The following is a 16,875-nucleotide window of genomic DNA, read 5'->3' on the forward strand; positions in this document are numbered from 1 at the left end:
GGCCCCTGGCCCCGTCTCGGGCACCGCCCCGAGCCTGCGAGGGGTGGGGAGGACGGGGTCCCCCTTGGCCCCTGGCCCCGTCTCGGGCACCGCCCCGAGCCTGCGAGGGGTGGGGAGGACGGGGTCCCCCTTGGCCCCTGGCCCCGTCTCGGGCACCGCCCCGAGCCTGCGAGGGGTGGGGAGGACGGGGTCCTTTCTCACGCGTCGATGCGGCGGCGGCCCTCGAAGGCCCGACCCAGCGTGATCTCGTCGGCGTACTCCAGGTCGCCGCCCACGGGCAGCCCGCTGGCCAGCCGCGAGACGGCCAGCCCCATCGGCCCGACCAGCCGGGCGAGGTAGGCGGCGGTGGCCTCCCCCTCGAGGTTGGGGTCGGTGGCGATGATCAGCTCGGTGACCGTGCCGTTCATCAGCCGGGTCATCAGCTCCTTGACCCGCAGGTCGTCGGGGCCGACGCCCTCGATCGGGCTGATCGCGCCGCCGAGCACGTGGTAGCGGCCGCGGAACTCGCGGGTGCGCTCGATGGCGACGACGTCCTTGGGCTCCTCGACGACGCAGATGACGTCGTCACTGCGCCGCGGGTCGCGGCAGATCCGGCACTGCTCACCCTCGGCGACGTTGAAGCAGGTCACGCAGAACCGGACCTCGGCCTGGACGCGCTGCAGCGCCGCCACCAGGCGCCCGACGTCGGCGGACTCGGACGCCAGCAGGTGGAAGGCGATGCGCTGGGCGCTCTTCGGCCCGACGCCGGGGAGCCGGCCGAGCTCGTCGATGAGGTCCTGGACGGCCCCCTCGTACACGGTGATCCTCCAGTCGCGGAGGGGATGCTGCGGCTCAGAGGCCGGGCAGCCCCAGGCCGCCGCCGAGGCCGCCGGCGAGCGGCCCCATCCGGCTGGCGGTGAGTTCGTTGACCTGACGCGAGGCGTCGCGCACGGCGGCGACGACGAGGTCCTGCAGGGTCTCGACGTCGGACGGGTCGACCGCCTCGGGCGCGATCGTGACCGCGGACAGCTCGCCCTGGCCGGTCATCGTCGCGGTGACGAGCCCGCCGCCGGCCGAGCCGGTCACCGTCTCCTGCGCCAGCTGCTCCTGCGCGGCAGCCAGCTGCTGCTGCATCTGCTGCGCCTGCTCGAGCAGGCGTGCCATGTCGGGCTGACCACCGGGGAACATGCCCCGAGCGTAGGCCGCGGGTACGACCGACGCCGGGACCGACGGGCCGAGCACCTTCCTCAACCAGACGGTTGACAACAGTCCGACACCGGGCCACCCTCTTACTCAACCGATTGGTTGACGAGGAGGGAGGTCCCCCCGATGGCCGCTGATCCGTTGTCGCGGGTCTTCGCGGCCCTGGCCGATCCCACCCGGCGCGACATGGTCGCCCGGCTCACGGTGGCCGACGCCACCGTCGGGGAGCTCGCCGAGCCCTACGAGGTGAGCGTCCAGGCCGTCTCCAAGCACCTGCGCGTGCTCGAGGACGCCGGCCTGGTCACCCGCAGCCGCGACGCCCAGCGCCGCCCGGTGCACCTGGAAGCGGAGGTCTTCGACCTCATGACCACGTGGATCGAGCGCTACCGCCGCCAGGCCGAGGAGCGCTACCGCCGCCTGGACGACGTCCTCCGGTCCATGCCGGACGACGACACCCCGACCCGCACCCGCCCCGAAGGGAACCCGACGTGACCACCTCCACGCACGAGACGCAGATCATCGCCGACACCGAGGTCCCGCTGATCCGGATCATCCGGGAGTTCGACGCCCCGCCGTCGAAGGTGTTCCGCGCCCACACCGACCCCGACCTGCTGGTCCAGTGGCTCGGCCCGCGGGGCCTGGAGATGACGATCGACCACTACGACTGCCGCACCGGCGGCTCCTACCGCTACCTGCACCGGCAGGACGGCGAGGAGTACGGCTTCCGCGGCTGCTTCCACGAGGTGCGGCCGGACGAGCTAATCGTGCAGACCTTCACGTTCGAGGGCGTGCCCGACGGCGTCGCGCTGGAGAAGCTGGTGCTCGAGGACCTCGGCGACGGCCGCACCCGGCTGACCGCGACCTCCCTGGTGGACTCCTTCGAGGGCCGCGACGCGTTCGTGGCCAGCGGCATGGAGGTCGGCGTCCGCGAGGGCTACGAGCGCCTCGACGAGGTCCTGGCCCGGAGCTGAAGAAGGCCCCCCACCACTCGCAGGCTCGCGGCGGGCCCCGCAGGGGGGCGCCCGGGCCTGCGAGCCGTGGAGGGCCTCTGCTTCAGTCGTCGATGGGGCGGGCGCCGAGCTGGGCCCGCAGCAGCGACAGCGCCGCCTGCTCCGGGTCGACCACCGGCTCCGGCTCGCGCTCCCCCGCACCCTCGGCGGCCCGTTCGGCCATGAGCTCGCGGGCCTCCGCGACCTCCGCGGCCCGCGCCGCCTCGCGCGCGGCCTCCGGGGCGACGGCGGGACCAGCACCGCGGGACGTGGCGCCCTCGACGACGACCTGCACCTTCCAGCGCACGCCGAGCAGCTCCTGCAGCGACTGCCGGACGACGTCCTTGTTCAGGTCGTCGCCGAGCATCTTGGCCAGGGCCGGCGAGGTGGCCGCGAGGGTGAGGGTGCCGTTGCCGAGGTCGTGCACCTGCGCGCTCTTGAGCAGCGCCTCGGTCGTGCGCTTGTGGCCGCGGACGACCTTCAGCAGCTCGGGCCACACCCGGCGGACGTCGGCGGTGCCGAGCTCGCCCTCGCCTGCGGACTGCTCCGGCTCGGCCGAGACCACCGGCGTCGGCTCGCCCCCGCGCGGCGCGGGCGAGGACTCCGCCGCGGCCCGCGGCGCGGGGTCCGCGGCCGGCCGGGGCTGCTCGAGGCGGGCGGCCGCCGCGGCAGCCGCGGCGGGGTGGGGCTGGTGCGGCCAGTCCTCGTCGTCGGTGGGCTCCGGCGGGAGGGGGATGTCCGGCTCGCCCTCGGCGACGCGGGGCCGCCGGCGCTCCTCCGCGGGCGCCGGCTCGGGAGCCGCCGGCGGCGCGGGCTTCCGCGCGGGAGCACCACCGGAGCCGGGCGGGGTGGTCGCGGGCCAGCCGTCGGCCACCGGAGCCGGGCGGGAGGCCGGCGCGCCGGAGCCCGGCGGGGTGGTCGCGGGCCAGCCGTCGTCGGTGGCCGGACGGGCCGCTGCCGGTGCCGACGGCTGCGGCTCGGCGGCCGGCCGGGATGGCGCGGAGGCCGCCGCCGGTGGGGTCGCGGGCCGCTCCGCAGGCGGCGGGGTCGCCGGCCGCTCCGCCGGAGCGGGCGGGGTCGGCGCGGCCGGGGTCGCCGGTGCCGCGGCCTCCGTGGCCTGCGACCTGCGGACGAACTCCCGCCGCGGGCCGCCGGCCGGCGCGGGGGCGGGCGGGACGTCGTCCACCGGCGGGCGGCGGACCTCCGCCACCGGGGGCGCCTCGGCGATCGCTCCCCCACCCGCCCGCCCCGCGTGCTCACCGGCGATCGACATCCGGCGCTCGAGGCGCTCCAGCCGCTGCAGCGTGGCGACCGCCGAGTCGTCGGTGCCGGGCAGCAGCATCCGCGCGCACACCAGCTCGAGCAGCAGCCGCGGCGCCGTCGTCCCCCGCATCTCGGTGAGGCCGTCGTGGACGGTGTCGGCCATCCGCGACAGCGTCGCCGAGCCCAGCGCCCGGGCCTGCGAGGTCATGAGGTCCAGCCGGTCGGGCGGGCAGTCGAGCAGCCCGTTGCCGCCGGCGTCGGGCACGGCGTCCAGCACGATGAGGTCGCGGAGCCGGTCGAGCAGGTCGGTGGCGAAGCGCCGTGGGTCGTGCCCGGCCTCGACCACCCGGTCGACCGCGCGGAAGACGCCGGGCGCGTCGTGCGCGGCGAGGGCGTCGATCGTCTCGTCGAGCAGGGCGTCGTCGGTGACGCCGAGCAGCCCGACGGCGCTCTTGTAGGTGACCCCGTCGGGCCCGGCCCCCGCCAGCAGCTGGTCGAGGATCGACAGCGAGTCGCGCACCGAGCCCCCACCGGCCCGGACCACCAGCGGGAACACCGTCGGCTCGACCTGCACGCCCTCGGCGGCACAGGTCTTCTCCAGCAGGCCGCGCAGCGTCGTCGGGGGCACCAGCCGGAACGGGTAGTGGTGGGTGCGCGAGCGGATGGTGGGGAGCACCTTGTCCGGCTCGGTGGTGGCGAAGACGAAGACGAGGAACTCCGGCGGCTCCTCGACCACCTTGAGCAGGGCGTTGAAGCCCTGCGTGGTCACCATGTGCGCCTCGTCGACGATGTAGACCTTGTAGCGGCTGTTCACCGGCGCGAAGAAGGCCCGCTCGCGCAGGTCGCGGGCGTCGTCGACACCACCGTGACTGGCCGCGTCGATCTCGATGACGTCGAGCGAGCCGGGGCCGTCGGGCGCCAGCGCGACGCACGAGCCGCACACCCCGCAGGGCGTGGACGTCGGCCCCTGCTCGCAGTTCAGCGACCGGGCGAGGATCCGCGCCGAGGAGGTCTTGCCGCACCCGCGGGGGCCGCTGAAGAGGTAGGCGTGGTTGATCCGCCCGCCGTCGACGGCGTTGACCAGCGGGGTGGTCACGTGCTCCTGGCCGACCACCTCGGCGAAGGTCGCCGGGCGGTACTTCCGGTAGAGCGCCAGTGCCACGGAGGCGAGGTTACGTGGGCCGGGCGACGGATCGGCGCACCGCCGGTGTGACCCGGTCGCGGAGGCCGGGCCGGGAACGAAGGGACCCCCCGCGCACCCGCCAGAGCCCGCTTATCCTTGCTGCCTTCCGGCCCTGGGGAGGTTCACAGGATGACGCCACGCGAGGGGTCGCCTCCCACTGTAGGTCACGAACCCCCGCCCGCGGCCGCGGCCCCCCGGCTACCCTCCGACGGCATGACGCCCCGGCGCGCCCTCGTCCTGCCCCCGCCCCGCTCCTGACCCGGAGCACCGCGGGCTGACCCCGTCCGGCACGCTGCCGGGCCGCTGCGCCGTGCTCCGGACCGCCTCCCCGATCCGGATCTGCGACCAGGAGCGTCATGTCCAGCCCGACCCGAGCCGCGACCAGCGGCTCCCCCGCCACGCCCGCGACCGGCGGCTTCGTCCTCGTCGTCCTCGCCGCCCTCTGCTGGGGCACCGCCGGCGTCAGCGGCCGCATCGTCGCCGACCACAGCGACCTCGGTCCGCTCGACATCGCCTGGCACCGCATGGCGATCGGCGCCGCCGTCCTGCTCGCCGCGCACGTGCTCACCCGCCGCCGGCGCGCCGGCAGCGCCGTCCCGCTCACCCGTCCGGTCGCCGTCCGGCTGGCGCTGGTCGCGGCCGGGCTGGCCGCCTACCAACTGGCCTACTTCGCCGCCGTCGCCCGGGCCGGGGTGAGCATCGCCACGCTCGTCGCGCTCGGGCTGGCGCCGCTGCTCATCGCCGTGGGCGCGGCCCTGCTGGGCCACGGCCGCCCGGACCGGCCGACCGTCGTCGCCCTCCTCACCGCACTCACCGGTCTGGGCCTGCTGGTGGGGCTCACCGCCGGCGCCTCGGCCGGGACGGCGGTGCTGCTGGGCGCCCTCCTCGCGGTCGGCTCGGCCCTCGGCTACGCCGTGGTGACCCTGGCCGGCGGTGCGGTCCCGGCCGGCGTCCCGGTGACGCTGGCCGGCTTCGTCGGTGGGGCGCTGCTGCTCACCCCCGTCGCGCTGGCCGCCGGGCTGCGGCTGACCGGCGATCCGGTCGCCCTGCTCACCCTGCTGTACCTGGGCGCGGTGCCGAGCGCCGCCGCCTACGCCCTGTTCTTCCGCGGCGTGCGGACGGTGCCGGGCGCGGTGGCGGCGATCGTCACCCTGCTGGAGCCGGTGACGGCGACGGCGCTGGCCACGGCGTTCCTCGGCGAGCGACTCCCGGTGGGCGCGCTGATGGGCGGGGTGCTGGTGCTCGCCGCCGTCACCGGCCTCTACCTGCGCCGGCTGGGTTCCCCGGCCGCCGGGGACGTCGTCACCCGGCCCGGCGCCTGATGCACGGAGGCCGGGCCCCGCTGGTGCGGGGCCCGGCCTCGGCTGCGGAGGATGGGAGATTCGAACTCCCGAGGGGTTGCCCCCAACCCGCTTTCCAAGCGAGCGCCATAGGCCACTAGGCGAATCCTCCAACTGCGCGGGCCAGGATACCGGGCGCCGTCCGGCCGGTCAGCCGCGGCACCCGGGCGGCGTGGCACGCGGCCGGGAACGGGGCGGTGTTTCCCGGCGGTCGGGTGGGGCAGGGTGGTCCGGAACGGGATCGACGGCCGGTGCAACACGAGAGGACGCCCCATGAGCGAGACCGACCAGCTCCGGCCCGACGTCGTGGAGGCCATCGTCGCGGTGCTCCACGGCGCCGACCCCTCCGGCCTGCCGCCGACGGCGACCAAGGAGGAGAAGGACGCCGCGAAGGACCGCTACCTGTCCGAGTTCGTCGCCGAGCGCAGCAAGCGCGACCGGCAGACACGGGCGTGGGAGCTGCTGCTCACCCGGAGCTACGACGACCCGCCGACCTGGAAGCGGCTGTTCGACGACCTCTCCCCCGACGCCACCCAGGAGCTCGGCGAGCTCTACGACGTGCTGCCGGCCGGGGCGCAGGAGGAGTACGCCCGCCGGTTCGGCGTCCCCAGCGGCGTCTGACCGGCGCCGGCGCTCCGAGCGCGGGAACGGACCGGCGATGACCGCGCCGGGTGACCTGGTCGCCGGCCGCTACCAGCTGCTCGACCGCATCGGGGGCGGCGGCATGGGTGCGGTCTGGCTGGCCCGTGACGAGCGCCTGGGGCGCCACGTCGCGGTCAAGCAGGTGCTGCCCCCTCCCGGCGCCGACGCGGCGGCGGTGGAACGGCAGCGCCAGCGTGCGCTGCGAGAGGGCCGCATCGCCGCCCGGCTGAGCCACCTGCACGCCGTCTCGGTCTACGACGTCGCGGTCGAGGCCGGCTCCCCCTGGCTGGTCATGGAGTACCTGCCCTCGCGCAGCCTGGCGGAGGTGCTGCACGAGGACGGCGTGCTGCGGGTGGACCAGGTGGCGCAGATCGGGGCCCAGGTGGCCGACGCGCTGGTCGCCACGCACGACGCGGGCATCGTGCACCGCGACGTGAAACCGGCCAACGTGCTCATCGGCCAGGGGCCCGACGTCGACGGGCTGGTCAAGATCACCGACTTCGGCATCTCCCACGCCTCCGGGGACGTGACGCTGACCCAGACCGGCCAGATCACCGGCACGCCGGCGTTCCTGGCGCCGGAGGTGGCACGGGGCGAGGAGATGACGCCCGCGAGCGACGTCTTCTCCCTCGGCGCCACGCTGTACACCTGCATGGAGGGGCATCCGCCCTTCGGGATGGACGACAACCCGCTCCGGCTGCTGCACCGCGTCGCCGCGGGCGGCCCCCTGCCGCCTCGCCGTGCCGGCTCGCTCACCGGGCCGCTGACCCGCATGCTGGCCGACGACCCGGCACACCGGCCGACGATGACCGAGGTCCGCGACGAGCTGGCCCGGCTCGCGGCCGGCCGGGACGGCGACCCCACCACGGTGCTGCTGGCCCGCACCATCCTGCGCTCCTCGACCAACCGGCAGCGCACCGAGGAGCTGTCCACGAGCGCGGCGCCGGCCGTCGCGGCCGGGGCCGCCGACACCGCGGTCCAGGACGCACCACCGAGGCCGCGCACCCCCGCTGCGTCGGCCGCGCCCCGGTCGGGGACTGCCTCCGGCACCACTCCGCCCCAGCAGCCGGCGCCGGTGCTCACCGGTCGGGCGCGGCGCCGGCCGTTGCTGGTGGCAGCGCTGCTCCTCGTGCTGCTGCTGGCCGGTGGCGGGGCCCTGTGGCTCACCACCCGCGGCGACCCGCCCGGGACGTCGGCCGACGCGGACACCCAGCGGCCGACGCAGGACGCCGAGCCGCCGTCGTCCGCCGCACCTGACGGCTCGGCCGGCGAGGCGGACACCCCGGCCTCCGACGACGCCGGTGACGCGCCGGCCGATGACCCGGCCGACGACCCGGCCGCCGTGGCCGAGGAGACGCTGGACGACTACTACGCGCTGCTGCCCGACGACCCCGACGCCGCGTACGACCTGACCGGCCCCACGCTGCAGGAGGCCGCCGATCCCGACTACTACCGGGACTTCTGGTCCCCGTGGTCGGAGGTGGAGCTGGCCGAGGTGCGCGACGTCGAGGAGCAGGACGGCGCGATCACCGCGACCACGGAGGTCCGCTTCACGCGGGACGACGGCAGCGCGGAGCTCGAGCTGCACGAGGTGAGACTCACGCAGGCCGACGACGGCCGATGGCTGGTCGACCTCGACCGGTACGTCCGGACGATCGGCTGACGCACGTACGACCGGAGCCTGGCGCTGACCAGCAACCTGGCCCGCCGGCCGCGCATCGTCCTTGCTGATGTCCTCATGAGACCTTCCTGCCGTCACGGAGCGGAGAGGTCGGCGGGCCGTTCGGCCTGCGCGTCCGGCGACGGACGCCAACGGCGCGGCGTCGGGCCGGACACGGACGCCCGCACACCCGACGGCGGCGGAAAATGGTCCCCCGCACATGTCCGCCTCTTCGCCTCGCCAGCGACGGTGATCTGCGACGTCTCAGGCGTCCGATCACCCATCCCGCTGGAAGGAAGGCGACATTGGCGCAGCTCGAGGGGAAGACCGCCGTCATCACCGGCTCAGGTCGCGGCCAGGGTCTCGCTGCGGCGCTGTTGTTCGCCACCGAGGGGGCGCGGGTCGTGGTCAACGACCTCGACCTGGAATCGGTGGACGAGGCCGTGGCGGAGATCCGCGACCAGTTCGTCCGGGGGACGCCGTCGCGCCGCGCCGGTACCGCCGAGGACATGGCCGACGTCGCCCTGTGGCTGGCCGGCGACGGCTCGTCGTTCGTCAACGGTCAGGACATCGTCGTCGACGGCGGGGCGTCGATCTACACGGCCCTGATCGCCGGCCGGAGCTCCCGGTGACCCCGGCGGTGCCGGCCGCCGCGACGCCGTTGACCCCCGAGGAGGCGCAGCGGAAGTACGCCGAGGAGCGGGCGAAGCGGCTGCGCGCCGACGGGCTCGACCAGTACGTCCACCTCGAGGGCGACCTGGAGCGCTTCGCCGAGGACCCGTGGGCGGAGACCGACGGATCGCGCGACCCGATCGAGGCCACCGTCGACGCGGTGCTGCTGGGCGCCGGGCTGGCCAACCTCCAGATGGCCGTGTGGCTGCGCGAGGTGGGCCTCGAACGGATCATGATGATCGACAAGGCCAGCGACGTGGGCGGCACCTGGTACTGGAACCGCTACCCGGGCGCGCAGTGCGACACCGAGTCGCACGTCTACCTGCCGTTGCTCGAGGAGACCGGGTACATCCCGACCGAGAAGTACGCCCGGCAGCCGGAGATCCTGGAGCACTGCCGGCGGATCGCCCGGCACTTCGACCTCTACCGCGATGCCGTCTTCCAGACCGAGGTCCAGGAGGCTCGCTGGGACGACACCGACTCCCGGTGGGTGATCAGCACCAACCGCGGCGACACGGTCCGCGCGCGGTACTTCATCGTCGCCCCCGGACGCCTGCAGAACCCCAAGCTGCCGGGGATCAAGGGCATCGAGTCGTTCACGGGCCACAACTGGCACACCAGCCGGTGGGACCACGCCTTCACCGGGGAGAACCTGGAGAACCTGGCCGACAAGCGGGTGGGCATCCTCGGCACCGGCGCGACCGGCATCCAGGTCATCCCGCGGCTCGCCGAGGCCGCGAAGGAGGTGTTCGTGTTCCAGCGGACCCCGGCCGCGCCGTGGGAACGCAACAACGCCCCCACTCCGGAGGACTTCGGCAAGGACCTCGAACCGGGGTGGCAGTACCGGCGCATGTGGAACTTCACCGCGGTGTCCACCGGCTACCCCGCCCCGGACGGCGAGCCGGACATGGTTCAGGACGGCTGGACGGAGATCGCCCAGTTCCTCGCCTCGGCCACGGCGTCCGGGAAGCCGCTCGAGCACGCCGACCTGGAGGTCATGGAACGGATCCGCAGCCGGGTGGACGAGGTCGTCGAGGACCCGGACGTCGCGGCGGCACTCAAGCCGTACTACAGCTACGGCTGCAAGCGCCCCAACTTCCACGACGAGTTCCTGACGTCGTTCAATCGGCCGAACGTCCACCTGGTCGACACCAACGGCCGGGGCCCGGACGAGATCACCGAGCACGCCGTGGTGGTGGACGGCGAGGCCTACGAGCTCGACGCCCTGGTGTTCGCGACCGGCTTCGACCTCGGCATGGGCTTCCTCTACGGCACCGGGCTGCGCATCATCGGCCGCAGCGGGAAGCTGCTGTCGGACAAGTGGTCCGAGGGTCTGCGGACGCTTCACGGGATGCACACCCATGACTACCCGAACGCGTTCTTCTTCGGCTTCACCCAGACGGCGTTCTCGGTCAGCTACACGCACATGGCGCTGGAGCAGACCAAGCACGCCGCGCACGTCATCGCCGAGGCCGAGCGGCGCGGTGCGGTGATCGAGGCGACCAAGGAGGCGGAGGACGACTACGTGCACCACGTCCGCAGCCGGAGCATGAGCCCGGAGGTGATCGCGAAGCTGAACGCCTGCACCCCCGCCGCGGGCAACAACGAGGGGAATGCCGCCGACCCGAACACGTTGGCGGCCGGGCGTTACCTCCCCGCCGGGAACACCTTCTTCGAGATGCTGCGGGACTGGCGCGACGCGGGCGACTTCGCCGGGCTGACCCTCACCCCTCGGAACAGTTGCCGCGGTCAGAGCGTGTCGTAGTCCGGTGACCCTCGTTGCTGCTGGCTGGCGATGACGAAGCGGCTCATCCGGCCCCGAACAACAACGAAGCCGCCCCCGGAGTCACCGACCTGTCGGTCAGGTCCTCCGAGGACGGCTTCGCCGTCACTCTCGTCGCTACTCGACGAGACTTCCGTCAGTAGCTCCTGGCGGTGGCGGTGGGATTTGAACCCACGGAGGCTTGCACCTCACACGCTTTCGAGGCGTGCTCCTTCGGCCGCTCGGACACGCCACCGCCGAAGAGACTACAGGCCCCGCTGACGGCGGAAGAACTCGCGTAGGAGCGTGGCGGACTCCTCGGCCCGCAGCCCGCCCGTGACCTGCGGCCGGTGGTTGAGCCGGCGGTCGCGGACGACGTCCCACAGCGACCCGGCCGCGCCCGCCTTCGGGTCGTCGGCGCCGTAGACGACGTGGCCGACGCGGGCCAGCACGCTGGCGCCGGCGCACATGGTGCAGGGCTCGAGGGTGACCACGAGCGTCGTCCCGGTGAGCCGCCAGCCGTCGCCGTGCACCCGCGCGGCGGCGCGGAGCGCGAGCACCTCGGCGTGCGCGGTCGGGTCGCCCTGCTTCTCCCGCTCGTTGGCCGCCTCGGCCAGGACCGCGCCGCCTGCGTCCAGGACGACGGCACCGATCGGCGTGTCGCCCCACTCCACCGCGGCCGCGGCGAGTTCCAGGGCACGGCCCATCGCGGCGTCGAGGTCGAGGGTCACCCGGTCGCCCTGCGAGAGCTCGTGCTCTGCCCACCACCGTGGGCAGAGCACGATGGGGCGGGCCGCGATCTGGTTGCCGGACGCTCGTGCTCTGCCCACCAGGGTGGGCAGAGCACAACTGCCCGCGGAGACAGGTGCGCCGCAGGCGTGGTCACGTCCCGGCCACGTCGAGCAGGTCGATGCCGACGACGTCCGACAGCTCGGCCAGCGCCGCGGCCGGCTCGACGACCTTGATCGTGTGCATCCCCATGGCCCGGGCCGGCTTGAGGTTGATGCCGAGGTCGTCGAGGTAGGCGCAGTCCGCCGCCTCGACCGGCCGGCCCAGGGCGTCGGACAGGCGGCTCAGCGCGCGCCGGTAGATCTCCGGCTCCGGCTTGCGCACGCCCTCCAGGGAGGACTCCACCACCGCGTCGAACAGCTCGAGCAGCTCCCCGAGGGCGCCGGTGCGCTCCATGGGTGCGACGTTGTTCGACAGCAGCGCCAGGGACAGTCCGGCGTCCCGCAGCCGCCGCACCGCCCGCACCATCTCCGGCCGGACGGCACCGGCCAGGGCGGCGAGCACCCGGGAGGCGTCGAGCCGGTGCCCGGCGGCGAGGGCCTCGGCCTCGAAGGCGTCGACGAACCCGGCGGCGTCCAGCTCGTTGCGCTCGTAGCGGGCCCAGGCGTTGGTGTCGGGGTCGGTGCTGTTCAGTCGCCGGATCAGCCCGTCGGGCAGCCCGGCCTCGGCCTCGTAGGCGGCGAACGCCGGCATCGGGCTCTCGGTGATCACCCCGCCCAGGTCGAAGACGACGGCGGACACGCGGCCGCTCACGGCGTCACTGCCGCGGCCAGCTCGTCGGCGAAGCCGAGGCGGGCGGCGATGGCGGCGACCATCTCGTCGGCCCACAGGTCGTCGGCGGTCACGATGGTCCGCAGCTGCTCGGCGGGCAGCCCGTCGTCGGAGAACACGTCCAGGTCACCTCCCGGCCAGCCGGTCTCGTCGTCGTCGAAGGCGCCGTCGGAGTCCACGGCGATGCCGTAGCGCTCCACCACCTCGGCGGCCAGGATCCACTCCTGCATGGTGGCGTCGGAGATCAGCGCCCGCACCAGTCCGCCGGGGCCGTGCCGGAGGACGACGAAGTACAGCCGCGAGTCGACGACGACCACGAACGGCCCCGGCCAGCCGCCGGCGCCGGGCTCGCCCAGGGCCCGCTCGAGCACCGGCAGCTCGTCCCCGGCGTCGGTGGCGAGCAGCTCCACCTGCCAGCGGCCCTCCGGCCGGCTCACCCGCACCGCCCAGCTGGCGCGCACCTCGGGGTCGGTCATCGCTTGCGCAGCATCGTCAGACCGTCGGAGACCGGCAGCAGCACCGTCTCCCACCGGGGGTCGGTGGCCAGCGCGGCGTTGAGCGCGACGATCGCCCGCTGGTTGTCGTTCTGCGGGTCGAGCACCTCGCCGCCGGCCAGGGTGTTGTCGAGCAGCACCACGCCGTTGGCGGTCATCCGCGGGTACAGGTCGTCGACGTAGGCGGCGTACCCGGTCTTGTCGGCGTCGACGAACGCCAGGTCGAAGGTGGGCTCGGCCGGCAGGGCCCGCAGCGACTCGTGGGCGTCTCCGAGCCGCAGCTCGATCCGGTCGGCCAGGCCGGCCCGCGCCCAGTAGCGGCGGGCGATCGCCGTCCACTCCTCGCTGACGTCCAGGCACAGCAGCGAGCCGTCCGCGGGCAGGCCACGGGCGACGCACAGCGCGGAGTAGCCGGTGAACGTCCCGATCTCGATCGCCCGGCGGGCGCCGAGCGCGCCGGTGAGCAGCTGCATGAAGGTGCCCTGCTCGGGCGCGATCTGGAAGGTCGACGGCACCTCCCCGCGGTCGGCGAGGGCGGCGGTCTCGGCGATCAGGTCGACGGCGACGTCGTCCGGTGGCTCCGAGGTGGCGCGTACGTAGTCGCTGAGTTCCGGTGTGAGGAGGAACGACCGCGGCGTCATAGCCTCTGATCATGGCCGATCCCGCACCGGACGACGGTGCCGACGTCGACCCCGCGCTCTTCGCCCGGCTGGCGGCCGACCCGCTGGCCGGGCACCTGGGGATCGTCCTCGAGCAGGTGCGCCCCGGGTACGCCCGCGCCGCGATGACGGTCGGGCCGCAGCTGCTCAACGCCGTCGGGACCGCGCACGGGGGCGCGACCATGGCGCTGCTCGACGTGGTCCACGCGGCGGTCAGCAACAGTCACGGCACGGTCGCGGTCGCGCAGGACGTGCACACCGAGTTCCTCGCCCCGGGACGCCCCGGCGACCGGCTGGTCGCGGAGGGCACCGAGGTGCACCGCAGCAGCCGCACCGCCGTCTACCGGATCGACGCCCGCGCCCAGGACGGCCGGCTGGTCGCCACCGCGCTGGCCCGCGTGTTCCGCACCGAGCGCCCCTGGGGATCGGCGTGACCGCCTCCTTCCCCGTACCGACGATGCCCGCGCCGCCGGTCGGCGTCGTCGGCCTCGGCCAGCTCGGCGGGTCGCTGGCCGCCGCCCTGGTCGCCGCCGGGCGCGCGGTGACCGGCTGGGACGTCGACCCGGCCGCCCGCGACGCCGCCGCCGCCCGCGGGGTGCGGATCGGCCGGGAGATGACCGGCGTCGTCGTCCTCGCCGTCCCGCTGCCGGTGATGGCCGGAGCCCTCGACGGGCTGACCGTCGACCCCGACGCGACGGTCACCGACCTCGGCTCGGTGAAGCTGCCGGTGCTGGCCGAGCTGGGGGCGGCGTACGGCGACCGCTACGTCGGCGGGCACCCGATGTGCGGCACGGAGCGGTCCGGCCACGAGGCCACCGACCCCGCGCTGTTCGCCGGCGCACGGTGGGCGGTGTGCCTGGAGCCGGACACGGACCTGGCCCGGTGGCTGCGGGTGGCGGAGGTGGCGCTCGCCGTCGGCGCGGAGGTGGTGCCGGCCACCGCCGCCGAGCACGACGACGCCGTGGCCGCGATCAGCCACGTGCCGCACCTGCTGGCCGCGGCGCTGGCGGCGGCCGCCGGGGAGGCCGGTCCGCTGGCGCTGGCCCTGGCCGCGGGGAGCTTCCGCGACGGCACCCGGGTCATCGCCAGCGACCCCGCGTTCGTCACCGCGATGGTGGAGGGCAACGCCGGGCCGACGGCGGCGGCGCTGGCCCGTGTGCAGGCCCAGCTGGCCCGGCCCTGGCCGGAGCTGGTCGCCGCCGGGCACGCCGTCCAGACCGGGTCGGCGCCGGGACGCCGAGGTGTGCGCGTGCCCCTGGAGCGGGCAGCGCTGCTGGCGCTGGGCCGGGCGGGTGGAGCGGTGACCCGGCGGCTGGCCGCGTTCGTCGAGGGCCACGTGCCGGACCGCTGACCGTTTCACCCGCGCCGCGAGGGGCAGGGAGCGGTCATGGACGACAGCGAGATCCGCAGCCGCATCGAGGCGCTGGTCGAGGAGGAGCGCCGACTGCGGGACAGCGGTCAGCACACCGACGAGCAGCGCGCCCGGCTCCGGCAGATCGAGGAGGACCGCGACCAGCTGTGGGACCTGCTCCGCCAGCGGGACGCCAAGCGGCAGTACGGGCAGGACCCGGACGAGGCCTCTCCCCGACCGGAGGAGCAGGTCGAGGGCTACCTGCAGTAGTGCGGCGGTCGTCGGCGACCCGGCCGGTGTGACCGCAGAGTCAGCAACCGCATCTACTCTGTGATGGGCGGTCGCGGGGGTCACCGACGACGCCCTGACCGACCGACCGACGGGGGACTGCGCGCATGGGCCGCCACGCCGACACATCCGCCGGCCGGGGCTTCTCGGGCATCACGCCGCAGGTCCTCATCGCCGTCGCTGGGCGGCCGTGGTCCTCGTCGCCGCCGGCATCACCTGGTGGGCGGTCGGCTCCGGCGACGGCGACTGCGCGCGCAGCGACGTCGTCCGGGTGGCCGTGGCCCCCGAGCTGGCGCCGGTCGCCGAGCAGCTGCTCTCCGGCGCCGAGGGCCTGCGCGCCGAGGACTGCGCCGCCGCCGAGGTGACCGCGCAGGAGCCGCTGCAGACCGTCGGGGACCTGGGTGCACTGGAGGCCGGCGACCTGCCCCACCTCTGGGTGCCGGACTCCTCGCTGTGGCCGGCCCGCGCCGGCGAGGCTGCGCTGGAGACCGCCGGGTCGGTGGCGAGCTCGCCGGTCGTCCTGGCCACCAGCCGCGCCGCCGTCGACGCCCTGGGCTGGGCCGACGCCCCTCCCGGCTGGGGCGAGGCCCTGGCCGGCGGGCGGCCCCTCGCCGTCCCCGACCTGGCCACCAGCGCCGAGGGGCTGGCCGCGCTCAGCGCCGTCCGGACCGCACTGGGCGCCGACGAGGACGCCGACAACGCCGTCGTCCAGGCGGTGCTCGCCGCGGAACGGGGGCCCTCGACCTCCCCCGGCGACGCCCTGGAGGCGGGCAGCGCGAACGCCGGGGACGCGCCGCTGGTGCCGGTGCGCGAGCAGCAGGTGGTCGCCACCAACGCCGGTGTCGAGGACCCGTCCCTGGTCGCGGTCTACCCGCGCGAGGGCAGCCCCTCGCTGGACTACCCGGTGGTGCGGGTCGGGTCGGCCTCCGGTGCCGACGCCACCGCGGTGGACGCCGCGCTGCGTGCCCTGACCTCCGAGGCGGCCCGCGCGGCCGTCCGGGACGCCGGGTTCCGCGACGCCGACGGGGCCCCGCCCACCGGTGCCGGTGCCGCCACCGGCACCCAGGAGGTCGCGCCCGAGGCCCTGCTGCTCGACCCCGCGCAGGTGCAGGCGCTGCTCGGGCAGCTCTCCGAGCTCGCCGCGCCGTCGCGCATCCTCACCGTGTTCGACGTGTCGACGTCCATGGAGGCCCCGGCCGGGGGCGGCACCCGCGCCACCCTGGCCCGGGACGCCGCCAAGAGCGCGCTGTCGCTGGTGCCGGGCAACTTCGCGCTGGGCCTGTGGGTGTTCGCCGACGAGCTCGAGGGCGACGAGGACTGGACCGAGCTGGTGCCCACCCGCCCCCTGGAGGCGCAGGCCGACGGGCGCGAGCAGCGGGAGCTCCTCGACGAGCAGCTCGACACCATCCCCGACCGGCTGACCCCCGGCGGCACCGGCCTGTACGACACGACGCTCGCCGCCGTCCGCGCCGCGCGGGCCGACTTCGACCCGGCCGCGGTCAACAGCGTCCTGCTGGTCACCGACGGCACCGACGAGGACGACGGCATCTCCCTCGACGAGCTGCTCGCGACGGTGGCCGACGAGGCCGACCCCGAGCGGCCGGTCAAGGTCATCGGCGTCGCGCTCGGCCCGGACGCCGACCTGGGTGCGCTCGAGCGGATCGCGGAGGCGACCGACGGCGCGGCGTACTCCGCCGTCGACCCGACCGCCCTGCAGACCGTCCTCTTCGACGCCCTCCGCCAGCGTGACGGCTGACCGCGCCGTAGGCTCCCCCGGCACACCTGTTCCTCGCACAGTCGCGCTCTGCCCACCCTGGTGGGCAGAGCACG

18 protein-coding genes, 2 tRNA genes and 1 other RNA gene are annotated in these 16,875 nt (G+C 75.1%); 11 read left to right on the forward strand and 10 right to left on the reverse strand.

Annotated features, from left to right (window positions below; translation table 11 throughout):
- Nucleotides 1–197 precede the first annotated feature (197 nt).
- Nucleotides 198–797: a recombination mediator RecR gene (gene recR, locus ACI784_RS07080; protein WP_456921342.1), complete on the reverse strand. Its 600-nt coding sequence runs from the start codon at nt 795–797 to the stop codon at nt 198–200.
- Between the two features lie 34 nt (nt 798–831).
- Complete coding sequence (locus ACI784_RS07085) at nt 832–1,167, reverse strand: YbaB/EbfC family nucleoid-associated protein (protein WP_419752098.1); 336 nt, start codon at nt 1,165–1,167, stop codon at nt 832–834.
- Nucleotides 1,168–1,308: 141 nt separating this feature from the next.
- Here ACI784_RS07085 and ACI784_RS07090 point away from each other — a divergent pair, with 141 nt between their 5' ends.
- Entirely contained in the window at nt 1,309–1,674 is a 366-nt protein-coding gene (locus ACI784_RS07090; RefSeq protein WP_456921341.1) for an ArsR/SmtB family transcription factor, read from the forward strand.
- Nucleotides 1,671–2,153 carry an SRPBCC family protein gene (locus ACI784_RS07095; RefSeq protein ID WP_456921339.1) on the forward strand — a complete coding sequence of 161 codons (483 nt, stop codon included), beginning with the start codon at nt 1,671–1,673 and terminating at the stop codon, nt 2,151–2,153. The genes ACI784_RS07090 and ACI784_RS07095 overlap by 4 nt, the downstream gene beginning before the upstream one ends.
- 82 nt (nt 2,154–2,235) lie before the next feature.
- Here ACI784_RS07095 and ACI784_RS07100 read toward each other — a convergent pair whose 3' ends face one another.
- Nucleotides 2,236–4,596, reverse strand: a complete 2,361-nt coding sequence (locus ACI784_RS07100) for a DNA polymerase III subunit gamma and tau (RefSeq protein ID WP_457012943.1) — start codon at nt 4,594–4,596, stop codon at nt 2,236–2,238.
- A gap of 77 nt (nt 4,597–4,673) precedes the next feature.
- Nucleotides 4,674–4,769: signal recognition particle sRNA small type (gene ffs / locus ACI784_RS07105), an RNA gene on the reverse strand.
- Nucleotides 4,770–4,973: 204 nt separating this feature from the next.
- On the opposite strand from ffs, the gene ACI784_RS07110 reads away from it, so the two are divergent.
- Nucleotides 4,974–5,939: a DMT family transporter gene (locus tag ACI784_RS07110; protein ID WP_456921337.1), complete on the forward strand. Its 966-nt coding sequence runs from the start codon at nt 4,974–4,976 to the stop codon at nt 5,937–5,939.
- Nucleotides 5,940–5,984: 45 nt separating this feature from the next.
- On the opposite strand, the gene ACI784_RS07115 is transcribed toward ACI784_RS07110, so the two are convergent.
- A tRNA-Ser gene (locus ACI784_RS07115) sits at nt 5,985–6,069 on the reverse strand.
- A 161-nt stretch (nt 6,070–6,230) separates the two neighbouring features.
- Between ACI784_RS07115 and ACI784_RS07120 the strand changes: the two genes are divergently transcribed.
- The 4 genes from ACI784_RS07120 to ACI784_RS07135 all read left to right on the forward strand — a co-directional run bounded on the left by ACI784_RS07120 (nt 6,231) and on the right by ACI784_RS07135 (nt 10,696).
- Nucleotides 6,231–6,578, forward strand: a complete 348-nt coding sequence (locus ACI784_RS07120; protein WP_456921336.1) for a hypothetical protein — start codon at nt 6,231–6,233, stop codon at nt 6,576–6,578.
- 37 nt (nt 6,579–6,615) lie between these two features.
- On the forward strand, nt 6,616–8,262 hold the full coding sequence (locus ACI784_RS07125; protein ID WP_457012944.1) for a protein kinase domain-containing protein: 1,647 nt from the start codon (nt 6,616–6,618) through the stop codon (nt 8,260–8,262).
- A 302-nt stretch (nt 8,263–8,564) separates the two neighbouring features.
- Nucleotides 8,565–8,891: an SDR family oxidoreductase gene (locus tag ACI784_RS07130; protein ID WP_457012945.1), complete on the forward strand. Its 327-nt coding sequence runs from the start codon at nt 8,565–8,567 to the stop codon at nt 8,889–8,891.
- Nucleotides 8,888–10,696 (forward strand): flavin-containing monooxygenase, encoded by a 1,809-nt coding sequence (locus tag ACI784_RS07135; protein ID WP_457012946.1) that lies wholly within the window; start codon nt 8,888–8,890, stop codon nt 10,694–10,696. The genes ACI784_RS07130 and ACI784_RS07135 overlap by 4 nt, the downstream gene beginning before the upstream one ends.
- Nucleotides 10,697–10,861: 165 nt before the next feature.
- Here ACI784_RS07135 and ACI784_RS07140 read toward each other — a convergent pair.
- From ACI784_RS07140 to ACI784_RS07160, 5 genes are all read right to left on the reverse strand, one after another.
- Nucleotides 10,862–10,949 (reverse strand) — tRNA-Ser (locus tag ACI784_RS07140).
- 10 nt (nt 10,950–10,959) lie between these two features.
- Nucleotides 10,960–11,523 (reverse strand): nucleoside deaminase, encoded by a 564-nt coding sequence (locus ACI784_RS07145; RefSeq protein WP_457012947.1) that lies wholly within the window; start codon nt 11,521–11,523, stop codon nt 10,960–10,962.
- 52 nt (nt 11,524–11,575) lie between these two features.
- The gene (locus ACI784_RS07150) at nt 11,576–12,235 is read right to left on the reverse strand and encodes an HAD-IA family hydrolase (protein WP_457012948.1); all 660 of its coding nucleotides are present in this window, start codon (nt 12,233–12,235) and stop codon (nt 11,576–11,578) included.
- Entirely contained in the window at nt 12,232–12,729 is a 498-nt protein-coding gene (locus ACI784_RS07155) for a tRNA adenosine deaminase-associated protein (RefSeq protein WP_457012949.1), read from the reverse strand. Before ACI784_RS07155 ends, ACI784_RS07150 begins: the two co-directional genes overlap by 4 nt.
- Nucleotides 12,726–13,388 carry an O-methyltransferase gene (locus ACI784_RS07160; protein WP_456921328.1) on the reverse strand — a complete coding sequence of 221 codons (663 nt, stop codon included), beginning with the start codon at nt 13,386–13,388 and terminating at the stop codon, nt 12,726–12,728. The genes ACI784_RS07155 and ACI784_RS07160 overlap by 4 nt, the downstream gene beginning before the upstream one ends.
- Before the next feature lie 11 nt (nt 13,389–13,399).
- Here ACI784_RS07160 and ACI784_RS07165 point away from each other — a divergent pair, with 11 nt between their 5' ends.
- From ACI784_RS07165 to ACI784_RS07180, 4 genes are all read left to right on the forward strand, one after another.
- On the forward strand, nt 13,400–13,840 hold the full coding sequence (locus ACI784_RS07165) for a PaaI family thioesterase (RefSeq protein ID WP_456921327.1): 441 nt from the start codon (nt 13,400–13,402) through the stop codon (nt 13,838–13,840).
- Nucleotides 13,837–14,757 carry a prephenate dehydrogenase/arogenate dehydrogenase family protein gene (locus ACI784_RS07170; protein WP_457012950.1) on the forward strand — a complete coding sequence of 307 codons (921 nt, stop codon included), beginning with the start codon at nt 13,837–13,839 and terminating at the stop codon, nt 14,755–14,757. Before ACI784_RS07165 ends, ACI784_RS07170 begins: the two co-directional genes overlap by 4 nt.
- Nucleotides 14,758–14,793: 36 nt before the next feature.
- The gene (locus ACI784_RS07175; RefSeq protein WP_456921324.1) at nt 14,794–15,027 is read left to right on the forward strand and encodes a DUF2630 family protein; all 234 of its coding nucleotides are present in this window, start codon (nt 14,794–14,796) and stop codon (nt 15,025–15,027) included.
- A gap of 208 nt (nt 15,028–15,235) precedes the next feature.
- Nucleotides 15,236–16,801 carry a substrate-binding domain-containing protein gene (locus ACI784_RS07180; RefSeq protein ID WP_457012951.1) on the forward strand — a complete coding sequence of 522 codons (1,566 nt, stop codon included), beginning with the start codon at nt 15,236–15,238 and terminating at the stop codon, nt 16,799–16,801.
- Nucleotides 16,802–16,875: the final 74 nt, after the last annotated feature.

Source organism: Geodermatophilus sp. SYSU D01186 (assembly GCF_054050215.1).

Coding starts and splice junctions, on each gene's coding strand:
- ACI784_RS07085 (WP_419752098.1), bottom strand. CDS start 1,167: ATGTTCCCCGGTGGTCAGCCCGACATGGCACGCCTGCTCGAGCAGGCG.
- ACI784_RS07090 (WP_456921341.1), top strand. CDS start 1,309: ATGGCCGCTGATCCGTTGTCGCGGGTCTTCGCGGCCCTGGCCGATCCC.
- ACI784_RS07110 (WP_456921337.1), top strand. CDS start 4,974: ATGTCCAGCCCGACCCGAGCCGCGACCAGCGGCTCCCCCGCCACGCCC.
- ACI784_RS07120 (WP_456921336.1), top strand. CDS start 6,231: ATGAGCGAGACCGACCAGCTCCGGCCCGACGTCGTGGAGGCCATCGTC.
- ACI784_RS07125 (WP_457012944.1), top strand. CDS start 6,616: ATGACCGCGCCGGGTGACCTGGTCGCCGGCCGCTACCAGCTGCTCGAC.
- ACI784_RS07155 (WP_457012949.1), bottom strand. CDS start 12,729: ATGACCGACCCCGAGGTGCGCGCCAGCTGGGCGGTGCGGGTGAGCCGG.
- ACI784_RS07160 (WP_456921328.1), bottom strand. CDS start 13,388: ATGACGCCGCGGTCGTTCCTCCTCACACCGGAACTCAGCGACTACGTA.
- ACI784_RS07165 (WP_456921327.1), top strand. CDS start 13,400: ATGGCCGATCCCGCACCGGACGACGGTGCCGACGTCGACCCCGCGCTC.
- ACI784_RS07175 (WP_456921324.1), top strand. CDS start 14,794: ATGGACGACAGCGAGATCCGCAGCCGCATCGAGGCGCTGGTCGAGGAG.